General features: G+C 65.1%; 10 protein-coding genes. 3 read left to right on the top strand and 7 right to left on the bottom strand.

All coding sequences use genetic code 11. The annotated features are described in order from the left end of the window. Positions 1-170: 170 nt before the first annotated feature. Entirely contained in the window at positions 171-953 is a 783-nt protein-coding gene (locus tag ACV1FX_RS37145; protein ID WP_473122477.1) for a tRNA1(Val) (adenine(37)-N6)-methyltransferase, read from the bottom strand. Continuing rightward, complete coding sequence (locus tag ACV1FX_RS37140; RefSeq protein ID WP_027524291.1) at positions 946-1,173, bottom strand: putative signal transducing protein; 228 nt, start codon at positions 1,171-1,173, stop codon at positions 946-948. The genes ACV1FX_RS37145 and ACV1FX_RS37140 overlap by 8 nt, the downstream gene beginning before the upstream one ends. Positions 1,174-1,302: 129 nt before the next feature. Between ACV1FX_RS37140 and ACV1FX_RS37135 the strand changes: the two genes are divergently transcribed. Together ACV1FX_RS37135 and ACV1FX_RS37130 are read left to right on the top strand one after the other, a co-directional pair. Next, positions 1,303-2,310, top strand: coding sequence for a polyprenyl synthetase family protein (locus tag ACV1FX_RS37135; RefSeq protein WP_473122476.1), 1,008 nt, complete (start codon positions 1,303-1,305; stop codon positions 2,308-2,310). 207 nt (positions 2,311-2,517) lie between these two features. Further along, positions 2,518-3,390 (top strand): alpha/beta fold hydrolase, encoded by an 873-nt coding sequence (locus ACV1FX_RS37130; protein WP_473122475.1) that lies wholly within the window; start codon positions 2,518-2,520, stop codon positions 3,388-3,390. 134 nt (positions 3,391-3,524) lie between these two features. Here ACV1FX_RS37130 and ACV1FX_RS37125 read toward each other — a convergent pair whose 3' ends face one another. From ACV1FX_RS37125 to ACV1FX_RS37115, 3 genes are all read right to left on the bottom strand, one after another. After that, the gene (locus ACV1FX_RS37125) at positions 3,525-4,409 is read right to left on the bottom strand and encodes a 4-(cytidine 5'-diphospho)-2-C-methyl-D-erythritol kinase (RefSeq protein ID WP_473122474.1); all 885 of its coding nucleotides are present in this window, start codon (positions 4,407-4,409) and stop codon (positions 3,525-3,527) included. 107 nt (positions 4,410-4,516) lie between these two features. Continuing rightward, the gene (locus ACV1FX_RS37120) at positions 4,517-6,313 is read right to left on the bottom strand and encodes a tetratricopeptide repeat protein (RefSeq protein ID WP_473122473.1); all 1,797 of its coding nucleotides are present in this window, start codon (positions 6,311-6,313) and stop codon (positions 4,517-4,519) included. 282 nt (positions 6,314-6,595) lie between these two features. After that, on the bottom strand, positions 6,596-8,257 hold the full coding sequence (locus ACV1FX_RS37115; RefSeq protein ID WP_473122472.1) for an electron transfer flavoprotein-ubiquinone oxidoreductase: 1,662 nt from the start codon (positions 8,255-8,257) through the stop codon (positions 6,596-6,598). A 135-nt stretch (positions 8,258-8,392) separates the two neighbouring features. Here ACV1FX_RS37115 and ACV1FX_RS37110 point away from each other — a divergent pair, with 135 nt between their 5' ends. After that, positions 8,393-9,202 (top strand): uracil-DNA glycosylase, encoded by an 810-nt coding sequence (locus ACV1FX_RS37110; RefSeq protein WP_473122471.1) that lies wholly within the window; start codon positions 8,393-8,395, stop codon positions 9,200-9,202. A gap of 197 nt (positions 9,203-9,399) precedes the next feature. On the opposite strand, the gene ACV1FX_RS37105 is transcribed toward ACV1FX_RS37110, so the two are convergent. Beyond that, positions 9,400-10,908: a glycosyltransferase family 39 protein gene (locus tag ACV1FX_RS37105; protein WP_473122470.1), complete on the bottom strand. Its 1,509-nt coding sequence runs from the start codon at positions 10,906-10,908 to the stop codon at positions 9,400-9,402. Positions 10,909-11,004: 96 nt separating this feature from the next. Beyond that, positions 11,005-11,859 carry a ribonuclease HII gene (locus tag ACV1FX_RS37100; RefSeq protein WP_473122469.1) on the bottom strand — a complete coding sequence of 285 codons (855 nt, stop codon included), beginning with the start codon at positions 11,857-11,859 and terminating at the stop codon, positions 11,005-11,007. Positions 11,860-11,946: the final 87 nt, after the last annotated feature.

Below are 11,946 nucleotides of genomic sequence, written 5' to 3'. Positions count from 1 at the left end.
GGAAGTACCTGGAACGTGTTTTGCAAAGTCTCCGTTGGGAGGCTGCAATGAGGCAGCGGAGAACACCATGAAGATTTATCTGCTGATGATGCTGATGGGTGCGCTTTTTGCGGCGATTCGCTTCACCACAGCGCAGGAACAGCAGTCGAATTCGCTTCCCCAATAGATCTTCAAGCTGTCGCCAGCGGCAGCACCGCCCTCCCCGAAAGCACGTCCTGTAACTCTTTTTTAGGCACGCCTGACTTTTCGTTGAGCATCAGGCTCGGCAGGATGCGCGTCGGCGCCCTGCCACCCTTGATCGCACGGACCAGCACGCGGATCGCAGGCTTTCCCGTATCGCCATGAACCGGCAATACCGAGAGGCTCCCGAAGCCGCGTGACAGCGCTGTCAGTACGTCTGCTATCCCATCTGCGCGCCAGATCAAGGTCAACACGCCACCGGATTTGAGAATACGCCGCGCTGCGTGCACCCAGGCATGCAGGGTCTTCTCCGTCGCGACATGCGCGACATGACGCGCTTGGTCCGGAGAGCCGCGATGGCGCACGGCATCGTTGAAAGGCGGATTCATCAGGACGACGTCGACACTGTCAGGCGAAAGCCCGCCTGCCGCAAACCTCTCCGCACCGGCGGTGACGTCGAGGACGACAACCTCGGCATCAATCGCATTTGCGGCCGCGTTGGCGCGCGCGAGGCCAGCGAGTTCCGGATCGATCTCGACCAGCATCAGGCTGATCCCGGGGATACGACGCGCCAGCGCCAGCCCCGCCGCGCCGACACCAGCGCCGAAATCGACGACGCGATCGCCTGCCTTGGCCGAAGTTGCCGCGGCCAGCAGGATCGCATCGTGACCGGCGCGGTGGCCGGTCCGCTTCTGCATCAGCCGCAATTGTCCGCCGAGGAACGCATCCTCCGTGAGGCCATCCTCGGTGACGCTTTGGGCAAGTTCAGTCATCGCCGCGCAATTCGTGGCTGAGGCCGGCCTCGGTCAGGAGCTGTCGCGCCTCGCTGGCATCGTCCTCATGGACCAGGATCCGCCGCGGCAGGATACCGAGCGAGCCCTCGATGATGCTCATGTTCTGGTCCAGCACCAGATGGTGGATATTGGCGCCGTCGAGCAGTGCGCCGATCGCCGACACCAGCACCATGTCGTTGGTCCGAACCAGTTCGCGCAAAACGGGCCTCCTGCCTGACGCGGGGTGGACGGAAATGTCAATGGTTCCGCGGCACTTGCCGCGTCCGCCCGCAGTTTCTATTGTCTTCTCATCAGAATAGCCCTTCCCGGGCAAATATTGGAGACCGGCGTGGCCGTAATCGTACCTTTCGAAACTCCCGGCGCGTCGATCGAAGAGCTGGTTGGCCTTGTCGCCCCCGACATGGAGCGGGTCAATGCGACCATCCTGTCGCGGACCGGCTCCGAGGTCACCATGATCCCGGAGGTCGCCAACCACCTGATTTCCTCCGGCGGCAAGCGTCTGCGGCCGATGCTCACCCTCGCCATGGCCAACCTCGCCGGCTACACCGGCGATGGCCATATCAAGCTGGCCGCTTCCGTCGAGTTCATGCATACCGCAACGCTGCTGCACGACGACGTCGTCGACGAGAGCGAGATGCGCCGTGGCAAGCTGTCGGCACGCATGCTCTGGGGTAACGAGGCCAGCGTGCTGGTCGGCGACTTCCTGCTCGGACAAGCCTTCCGGATGATGGTCGAGGTCGGCTCGTTGCGGGCGCTCGACATCCTCTCGGCAGCGGCTGCGACGATCGCCGAGGGCGAGGTGATGCAACTTGCGGCGGCCAAGAACACCGCGACTACCGAGGACGAATATCTCGCCGTGATCCGCGCCAAGACCGCAGAATTGTTCGCGGCCGCCTGCGAGGTCGGGCCCGTGCTCGCCAACCGGCCCAAGGCCGAGCAGACCGCCTGCCGCTCGGTCGGCATGAATCTCGGCATCGCCTTCCAGCTCGTCGATGACGTGCTCGACTATGGCGGCAAAAGCGCCAAGCTCGGCAAGAACACCGGCGACGACTTCCGCGAAGGCAAGATCACGCTGCCCGTCGTGCTCGCCTTCCGCCGCGGCAATGACAGTGAGCGCGCCTTCTGGGTGCGGGCACTGGAGCGCGGCGAGATTGGCGACACCGATCTCGATCACGCCATCGGGCTGATGAACAAGCATCGCGCGCTTGAGGACACGTTGAGCCGCGCCCAGCACTACGGCGCCATGGCCGTGGACGCGCTGGCGCTGTTCCCGTCCTCGCCGATGAAGAGCGCGCTGGAGCAGGTCGTGGCGTTCTGCCTGGCACGGTCGCATTGAATCCCCGCAACGGTGGACACCGCATGCCGAACATTCGGTGTCGTCCCGGCGAAAGCCGGGACCCGTTATCCCGGTCAGTGTTGTCCGGGCGCGCTTTGGCCGCCATCTCGCGCCGCAACTTCTCCCTGTGCTTATAGGTCCTGGCTTTCGCCAGGACGACTTTGGGATGAGGGTGCGCGCTGCTGATTCAACAGGGATCGCGCCACGATGCTCACTCCGAAAAGTTGCTACTACGAGTCTCACGGCCTCAAGCTGCAGTACGCAGATTGGGGCAATGAAGACGCCCCGGTCGTCATCCTGGTTCATGGCGGCCGCGATCATTGCCGGAGCTGGGACGTCATCGCCCGCGCGCTGCAGCCGCATTTTCACGTGCTCGCGCCCGATCTTCGCGGCCACGGCGATTCCGACTGGACCAAGGGCGGCAGCTACGCGCTGACCGAGTATGTGTACGATCTGGCCCAGCTCGTCCGCGCCATCGCCGCGCAACAGGTGATCCTCATCGGCCATTCGATGGGTGGCATGGTGAGCCTGATCTATGCCGGATCGTTTCCGGAGCAGGTATCCGCGCTGGTGGTTCTCGACGGCGTGACGGTCCTGCCGGATACACCGAAGCCGCCGACGCATGAGCGCATTACCAAATGGGTCGGCCAGCTCGACAAGCTGCACGACCGCGCACCGCGCTCCTACCGCACGATCGAGGATGCGGCGGCGCAGATGAGGACCTACAACAAACGGCTGTCACATGAGCTGGCGTTGCATCTTGCAACGCACGGCGTGCGGCAGAACGAGGACGGCACCTATCGCTGGAAGTTCGATCCCTACCAGCGCGTCAGCGCGCCGCAGCGGCTATGGCCGGATGATCACGTCGCGCTCTGGGCGCGCATCGCCTGCCCCACGCTGCTCCTGAATGCCGACGAAAGCTTTCTCGCCGGATCAAAGGCGACAGGCCTGGAGCGTTATTTCCGACACGCGCGCATCGAGACCATCAGCGGTGCCGGACACTGGCTGCATCACGACCGGCCGCAAGAGGCGCTCGGCGCGATCCGGCGGTTTCTCGGAGTTACCGATGGCGGCGGTTAACGGTCGGCCACCCAGCGAAGGCCGTGGGCGTGGCACGCATCTCCATCCACGTCATTGCGAGCGCAGCGAAGCAATCCGGACTGTCTCGACGGAGATTCTGGATTGCTTCGCTGCGCTCGCAATGACGGCGAATTCTAACTCAACGTCCCCGCATGCACCCACCATCCGGGGTGCTCGCTCCGGATCGCCTCGGCGGCGGCATGCGCTTCGGCCGTCGCGCCGAATATCGCAAAGCAGGTCGCGCCCGAACCCGACATGCGGGCGAGCTTGACGCCGGTACAGGCGCGCAAGGCGTCGAGCACGTCACCGATCACGGGCTCGATGCGCATTGCGGGGGCTTCGAGATCATTGGGAACTGTCGAGAGGATGTCGACCCAGTCTGCGGTCGAGGCGCCTTCCTCCGGCCAGTTCGGCGCTTCGAGAACGTCGGTGGCGCCGACCAGCAGTTCGCCGTTGCGCAGGCCGAGCGCCTGGAACACGTCCTTGGTCGCCACCGGCACGCGCGGGTTGACCATCACGGAAGGCATGTTCGGCAGCTTCAGCGGCAAGAGCTGCTCGCCAACGCCGGTCATGTCGCAGGCCTGGGAGAGCAGGCAAACCGGTACGTCGGCGCCGGTCGCAAGCGCGACCTCCTGCAAGCGGAGATCATCGAGCGACAGATTGTTGAGGCGGGCGAGCAGCCGCAAGGCTGCCGCAGCATCCGCCGAGCCGCCGCCGATACCGGCTGCAACGGGAAGCACCTTGTCGAGCGTGAAGGCGCCGAGCTTCAGGTTCGGCACGGCCTCAGCGAGAAGCCTCGCCGCCTTGAGCACCAGATTGTCTGATGTCTCGCCGCAGGCCGCGGCCAACGGGCCCGTGGTGATGAGCTTCAGCTCGCTGCCCGGCTCGAGCGTGAGACGATCGGCGCAATCGGCGAATGCAACCACGCTTTCGAGATCATGATAGCCGTCGGTGCGACGGCCGACGACGCGAAGGCTCAAATTGACCTTCGCCCGTCCTTCTTCAATCAAGGCCGACATCGGCGACCAACCCCCAACTCTGTTCTTGCGCATGATCTCCGCGCCAACGCTACGCGTTTGTCGCGAGGGAAACCGCTACATACTTTTCCGGATCATGCGCGCCCCGATCAGCCGCCCTTGCCGTCGTCCTTCTTCTTCTCGGCCTGCGCGGCCGAAGAATTCGAATTATCGTCGGTCAGACCGTTGGCGATCTTGGCCTCGATCTTCGGCAGATCGTCCGGCTCGGGCTTCAGATCGCGCGCATGCGACCACTGGAATTTGGCCTCCAGCGTGCGACCGATGCGCCAATAGGCGTCGCCGAGATGGTCGTTGATGGTCGGATCCTCGGGCTTCAGGTCGATCGCACGCTCGAGGTTCTTCACCGCCTCCTCGTAATTGCCGATGCGGTAATAGGCCCAGCCGAGCGAGTCGACGATATATCCGTCGTCGGGCCGCTGCTCGACGGCGCGCTTGATCATCTTCATGCCGTCGTCGAGATTGACGCCCTGGTCGATCCAGGAATAGCCGAGATAGTTGAGGACATGCGGCTGGTCGGGCTGGAGCTCGAGCGCCTTCTTCATGTCGGCTTCCGCCTTGCCCCACTGCTTGGAGCGCTCCTCGCAGATGCCGCGGTAGTAGTACCAGACGCTGTTGGTCTTGTCGGCGCCGGCCGGCAGGACGTCGATGCCCTGCGAATAGGTCCCACCGCAATCGCCGAACTTCTTGCGGCCGCGCTCGATATTGCCGAGCGCCATGATGGCTTCGAGATCCTTCGGATCTTCCAGGACAACGGATTTGAGAATCTTGATCGCCTCGTCGGTCTTGTCGGCGGAGTCGAGATCGACCGCGAGCTGGATCTGCGCATTGCGCTTCAACGGCGAGTTCGCCGGCACCCGCTCATAGATCTTGATCGCCATCTGCGGCCGCTTCACCGATTCATAGAGATCGGCGAGCGAAAGCAGCGCGAGCGGATGGCTCGGCTGGAGATAGAGCGCGAGTTGGAGATAGACCAACGCGAGGTCCTCGCCGCCGCGACGGGTCAGCGTGGCGCCGATGCCGTAGAGCGCCTCGGCGGCGCCTGCTTGCGCGGAATCGATCAGCGGCGGCAGCTTCTTGCCGGCGCGGGTCTCGCGCAGGCCTTCCTGGATCAGCGGATGACGGGCGAGCTTCTTGTCGAAGGCCTCGTAGACCGTGGTCGCGGCGGCCGCATCCTTGTTGCGCGACAGCCAGCGCGCATAGGCTTCGGTGATGCGCAGCATGGAATCGTCGAGCTTGTAGGCGCGCTCGAAGCGGGTTCCGGCGTCCTTCTCCTTGCCGGCGAGCTCGAGGATCATGCCAGCATGGAGATCCTTGAACAGCGGATACCATTCCGGGCCGGTCAGCTTGTCGATGCTGGCGACGGCGGCCTTCGAGTCGCCCGCACCATAGGCGGCCCAGCCGGACAACAGCGTCGCGACCAGATCGGTGATCGGTCCGCGGATCGACTGGTTGATGTTGCTCTGGGCGGTCGCATATTTCTTCATCTTCAAATCGTGCACGCCGACGACGAGGCGCGCGACACGGTTCGACTTGTCGATGGTCAGGATGCGCTCGGCAAGCTTGACGGCTTCGTCGATGTCACCATCCGCGACGGAGGAGATGAAGGCGCGATCGAGCAGCTCGTTGTTCTTGGGATCGGTGCGCAGCGCCGAGCGGTAGAAGGCAGCCGCGGACGAGGCGTCGCGTTCGACGCTGGCGTGGCGCGCGGCGAGATAGCTGCCGGCGCCGGTGAGCGACTTCAAATCATTCCGGGTCGGAAACTGCACCGCTGTGTCGGCCGGATGATCCGGCGTCTGCGCGAGGACCGCGCCGGGGACCGCCACGATCGCAGAACCGGCAAGGGCAATGGCAGCAGCAGTCCAGCGGTTGAAACGATTTGAAAACATCAGGGCTCGCCTTAAGTTTGGAAAGTCGGGGTCGTCTCGCTTGCAAACGCGACCGGTGGCATCGGGACCCGGAACCGTCATGGCCGGGAACAATGCCGCTTTTGGGGCCCAATCGCAAGGATTCGGCGGGGTTTTCGGAAGCCGATTCGGCACTCGACCCTTACCGGCCCTATCCGCCCCAAGATCCTGCCCAAGACGCTTTTACTATGGCCTTATCGTGGCCGCGGACGGTGATCCGCGGTTACTGCGCCTCACGCAATCGTGCGGCAGTTTGCCCGAATCCTACATGGCCTCGTAGTTCGGACCGCCGCCACCCTCCGGCGGAACCCAGGTGATGTTGCCATTCGGATCCTTCACGTCGCAGGTTTTGCAGTGGACGCAGTTCTGGGCGTTGATCTGGAAGCGCGGAGCCGCGCCCTCCTCCACCCATTCATAGACACCGGCCGGGCAGTAACGGTTCGAGGGACCGGCGAAGACGTCGTGCTCCGAAGTCTTCTGAAGGTTCATATCCGCAACCCTGAGATGAACCGGCTGGTCCTCTTCATGGTTGGTGTTGGACAGGAACACCGACGACAGCTTGTCGAAGGAGATCTTGCCGTCCGGCTTCGGATAGTTTTTCGGTGCGTGGCGCTTTGCCGGATCGAGCGTGGCGCGGTCGGGCTTGGCGTGCGACTGCGTGCCGAACAGCGAGACACCGAACAACGTGTTGCACCACATGTCGAAGCCGCCGAGCGCGACACCGAGCACCGTGCCGAACTTCGACCATAGCGGCTTGACGTTGCGCACCAGGAACAGGTCCTTGCCGACCGAGGACGAGCGCCAGGCGTTCTCATATTCGGCGAGTTCGTCATTGGCGCGGCCCGCGGCGAGCGCGGCTGCGACATGCTCGGCGGCGAGCATGCCCGAGCCCATCGCGTTGTGCACGCCCTTGATGCGCGGCACGTTGACGAAGCCGGCCGCGCAGCCGATCAGGGCGCCGCCGGGGAAGCTGAGCTTCGGCACCGATTGATAACCGCCCTCGGTGATGGCGCGCGCGCCATAGGCGAGCCGCTTGCCGCCTTCGAAGGTGCCGCGGATCGACGGATGGGTCTTGAAGCGCTGGAATTCGTCGAACGGCGACAGATAGGGATCGTCGTAGTTGAGATGCACGACGAAGCCGACGGCGACGAGATTGTCGTCGTAATGATAGAGGAACGAGCCGCCGCCGGTCTTCATGTCGAGCGGCCAGCCGAAGGAATGCTGGATCATTCCCTTCTGATGTTTCGCGGGATCGATCTGCCAGACTTCCTTCAGGCCGATACCGAATTTCGCCGGCTCGCTCTTCGCGTCCAGCGCGAACTTGGCGATAAGCTGCTTGGTGAGGCTGCCGCGCGCGCCTTCGGCGAACAACGTGTATTTGCCGAGCAATTCCATGCCGCGGGTAAAGGAGTCCTTCGGCTTGCCGTCCCGGCCGATGCCCATGTCTCCGGTAGCGATGCCCTTCACCGTACCGTTCTCGTCGTAGAGCACTTCGGCAGCTGCAAAGCCCGGATAGATTTCGACGCCGAGCGCTTCGGCTTTCCGCGCCAGCCAACGACAGACATTGCCGAGCGAGCCGATATAGCAATGATGATTGTCCATCAGCGGCGGCATCATGAAGTTCGGCAGCTTGATCGCGCCGCCCGCCGTCATCCAGTAGAAGCGGTCGTCCTTGACCTCTGTCTTCAGGGAGCAGTCGGGATCATTCCGCCAGTCGGGAATCAGCTTGTCCAGCCCCGCAGGATCGATAACCGCACCCGAGAGAATATGCGCGCCGACTTCCGACCCCTTCTCCACGACGACGATGTTGAGATCGGCGTTGAGCTGCTTCAGCCGGATCGCGGCCGACAGGCCCGAGGGCCCGGCGCCGACGATAACGACGTCGAATTCCATGGATTCGCGCGGGGGAAGTTCTTCGGTGCTCATCTGATCTCAGCCCTTGAGACGGTCCTTGGTCGTTTGCGCCCTCTTGTTTCCGATTTTTCCGGGCAGGACAACCTCGGAAATGCGTTTCGCTGGGATGCAAGGCCCCCTAAACTGACCTAAATGTCATAAGTTGCCATGATCAGCGAACCCGCCCCCACCGTCCGCGAGCTGCTCGCCTTCTATCTGGAGGCCGGTGTCGATTGCGCGCTTGCCGAGGAACCGATCGATCGCCTCGCCGAGCCGGAGGCACCGCCTCCGGTCGCACGCGTGGCGCCGCCGGCCGAGGCGCCGCGGCCCGTTGCAGCGCCGGCGGTGATGCGCGGCGAGGCTGCGCCCGCGCCTGACGTTGCGATTGCGTCGGCGCGCGAGTCGGCGCGGACCGCACCGACGCTGGAGGCGCTGCGCGAGCTGATGCAGAATTTCGACGGCTGCGCGCTGAAGAACACCGCGACGCGACTGGTGTTCGCCGATGGCAACCCGGAGGCGCGCATCATGTTCGTCGGCGAGGCGCCGGGCCGCGACGAGGACATCGAAGGGCTGCCCTTCGTCGGGCGCTCGGGAAAGCTGCTCGACCGCATGATCGGCGCGATCGGGCTCGACCGCAGCAAGGCGTATATCGCCAACGTCATCCCGTGGCGGCCGCCGGGCAACCGCACGCCGACGCCGCAGGAGACGCAAACCTGCCTGCCCTTCATCCAGCGCCAGATCGAGCTCGTGAATCCCGACGTGCTGGTGACGCTCGGCAATCCCTCGACGCAGACGCTGCTCTCAACACGCGAAGGCATCATGCGCACGCGCGGTCGCTGGTTCGAGTACGACACGGGCGCGCGCGTCATCCGCGCGCTGCCGACATTCCACCCGGCCTATCTGCTGCGCTCGCCGTCCTACAAGCGCCTGGCCTGGCAGGATCTGCGCGCCATCGCGAAGGTGATGGCGACGTCGTGAGGGTCGGCATGTCCCTCCCCCGTCATTGCCAGCCACCGGGTCCGCGCAAAGCGCGACCCGATGACAGGCTCCGCGAAGCAATCCAGACTGTGACCGCGGTGGGATTCTGGATTGCTTCGTCGCGGAGCCTGTCATCGGGCCGGCCGAAGGCCGGACCCGGTGGCTCCCCGCAATGACGACGGAGAGACGAGAGCATCTCACGTCCCCTTCGGGCGCACGATGGCCCAGCCGATGCGCAGGAGCGGCTGACGGCCGTTCACGAGCCATTCGAACGCACGCGGGACTTCGGGCACGATGCCGGGGAAGCGCTTTGCGATCTCCGGCGGCGGGGTACCGGCGGTGTCGGAGGCGCGCCAGACCACGACGCCGCCGGTCTCGCTGAACCTGGCCGGCGTGAACCAGGGCGTGCGCTCCGGCTCGGCGTCGATGAGCAGATGCGGCCGGCCGGAATGCAGCGCGATCAGGCTCGCAAGCTGCGTCTCACCGGCGACCGCACGCAGACGCTGGTTGGTGCGGCGGGCAAAGCTGTCGTCGAAAAAGTCCGAGATCGCACGCGCCGGCATCGAGGTCGCGATCTCGCCGGTCCCGGTCCATGGCATCAGGAGAACCGCAAGCACGATGCCCAAGGCAGGCGCGGCGACGGCGGCCGCCCACACCGTGCGCAGCACGCGGGCGCGACGCATCGCGATGAGGTCGCCGGCGGCGACGATCACGGCAAGGCCCGACATCAGCAGCACGATGCCCGCCCCGCCCGCGACGCTGTCGAACCCGAACAGGCCGGAGATCAGGACGGCACCGAGCCCGGGCGCGAGCGCGAAGAAATAGACGAAGTTGCGCCCCAGCGGCTCGACCGGCGGCCGGTAGATGATCGGCGCATCCTCACTTTTGCCGGCGAACCAGCTGGTGTTGAGGAAGGTCAGCACCGGGATCGCGACCGCACCGAGCACGAGGCCGCCGAACAGCCAGGCCGTGTTGATCACGCGTGCTTTGAGATCCTCGACCTGTGGCAAGGCCGGCATGGTCAGCGTCTCGGCACGCATCAGCCAGATCGCATAAGGCAGCGCCAGCACGGCAACGACGACGAGCGCATAGATCGGATCGAGCGCCCTCAGTGTCCTGCGGCCGCCTTCGGTCGCGACCGCGAAGATGACGAGCAGCAGCAGCAGGCCGATGGCGGCCGGCGTCGTCAGCAGCAACAGCCCGGCAGCGATCGACCAGGCGAACCAGGCGTTGCCGCGGCGTTGGCCGATGAGCTGCCAGGAGTGCAGCAGGAGCAGCGCCCAGAGCGGTCGCGCCAGCACCATCGGACCGAAGTCGAGCGCGGACGAGGAGAACGCCAGCACGGTCATGGTCAAGAGCACGGCGAGCACCGCCTGCTGGGTGCCGACCACGGCGCGCGCCAGATGATAGAGAGCGATGAAGGTCGCGATCTCGCACAGCTCGGCCAGCACATAGACGCCGATCATATGGCTGCCGGCGGCGCGGTAGGCGATGTCGGCGAGCCAGAAGGCGAGTGGCGGCCCGAGCCCGGTGCCGACCTGATATTCGCGGCCGAAGGCGAGGAGCGTTGCGAGATTGCCAGGCGGGCCACGGTAGAAGGCCAGCGCCACGAACAGCCACATCACGGCCTGGAGCAACACCACGATCCACACCACCAGCCGCGGCCGGGCTCGGATCAGCTCGATGACGAGGGAGGTAAACCGCATGCAACGTCCGAAATGATGCAGCCAACCCGTCCAAGCCGGCGCGTCCATGTTTGATAAGGCCCGCTGCACGCCGTGGCAACTGAACTTGCGTGCAAGCTAGGGCGCGGCAGAGATGTCGATCTCCACGTTGAGCTCCGAGTGAACCTCCACCTCATCCGCTGCCGTGAACAGATCGCGCTTGGGTTCGACCGTCCACGGCATATGCTTCTCGCGCGCGGCGACGACGGGCGCGAAGAAGCTGCGGTGGTGGATGGAGGGACCGAGGCGGTCCAGAGCCTCGAGATGCTCCGGCACGGCGTAGCCCTTGTGCTGCTCGAAACCATAGCCCGGACAATCCGCCGCCAGCGCGCACATCAGCCTGTCGCGCGTCACCTTGGCGACGATCGAGGCCGCCGCGACCGAGAGCACCAGGCCATCGCCGCCGATCACGGCCTCGCAGTCGCAAGGCGTATCGAGCTTGTCGCGGCCATCGACGAAGACGTGGCGGGGCGCCTCGGGCAGCGCCACCACCGCGCGCTTCAGCGCCCAGAGCGAGGCCCGCAGGATGTTGTCGCGGTCGATGCGGCCAGGCGAGGCAACGCAAACCGAGACCTGCGCGGTGGCGCAGATCTTGTCGAACAGCTTTTCGCGCTCCTCGGCCGTCAGCCGCTTGGAATCGTCGATACCGCGCGGGATCCGGTTCGGATCGAGGATCACGGCAGCCGCGACCACGGGCCCGGCCAGCGGCCCCCGCCCCGCCTCGTCGCAGCCCGCGACGGGCCAGATGCCGCGCTTGATCAGCGCGCGCTCGCGGCGAAAACTCGGCGGCGCGATCGCGATGACGCCCTTCGCGGTACCCTTGGCTGCCTTGCCGGTGCCCTTGGGTTCCTTCGCGGCCGTTTTGGGCTCTTTCTTCGCGGCGTTCTCGGCCGGTCTATTGGCCGGCTTGCTGGCGGACTTGTCCCGAATCATGGCCGGGATCGTGCGCACGCGGCTCAGGCCGGCGCAACCGGGAACCTCCGATATTCCCGCTATTCAGCCTCCGACCTTGTTCTGGAC

Source organism: Bradyrhizobium ingae (genome assembly GCF_055791185.1).
Note: the sequence above shows the minus strand (reverse complement) of the source record. Positions and strands in the feature narration are given on the sequence as shown.

Excerpts from the sequence above, each read along its gene's own strand:
- ACV1FX_RS37130 (WP_473122475.1), top strand. The coding sequence starts at position 2,518 with ATGCTCACTCCGAAAAGTTGCTACTACGAGTCTCACGGCCTCAAGCTG.
- ACV1FX_RS37120 (WP_473122473.1), bottom strand. The coding sequence starts at position 6,313 with ATGTTTTCAAATCGTTTCAACCGCTGGACTGCTGCTGCCATTGCCCTT.
- ACV1FX_RS37105 (WP_473122470.1), bottom strand. The coding sequence starts at position 10,908 with ATGCGGTTTACCTCCCTCGTCATCGAGCTGATCCGAGCCCGGCCGCGG.
- ACV1FX_RS37110 (WP_473122471.1), top strand. The coding sequence starts at position 8,393 with ATGATCAGCGAACCCGCCCCCACCGTCCGCGAGCTGCTCGCCTTCTAT.
- ACV1FX_RS37100 (WP_473122469.1), bottom strand. The coding sequence starts at position 11,859 with ATGATTCGGGACAAGTCCGCCAGCAAGCCGGCCAATAGACCGGCCGAG.
- ACV1FX_RS37125 (WP_473122474.1), bottom strand. The coding sequence starts at position 4,409 with ATGTCGGCCTTGATTGAAGAAGGACGGGCGAAGGTCAATTTGAGCCTT.
- ACV1FX_RS37115 (WP_473122472.1), bottom strand. The coding sequence starts at position 8,257 with ATGAGCACCGAAGAACTTCCCCCGCGCGAATCCATGGAATTCGACGTC.
- ACV1FX_RS37145 (WP_473122477.1), bottom strand. The coding sequence starts at position 953 with ATGACTGAACTTGCCCAAAGCGTCACCGAGGATGGCCTCACGGAGGAT.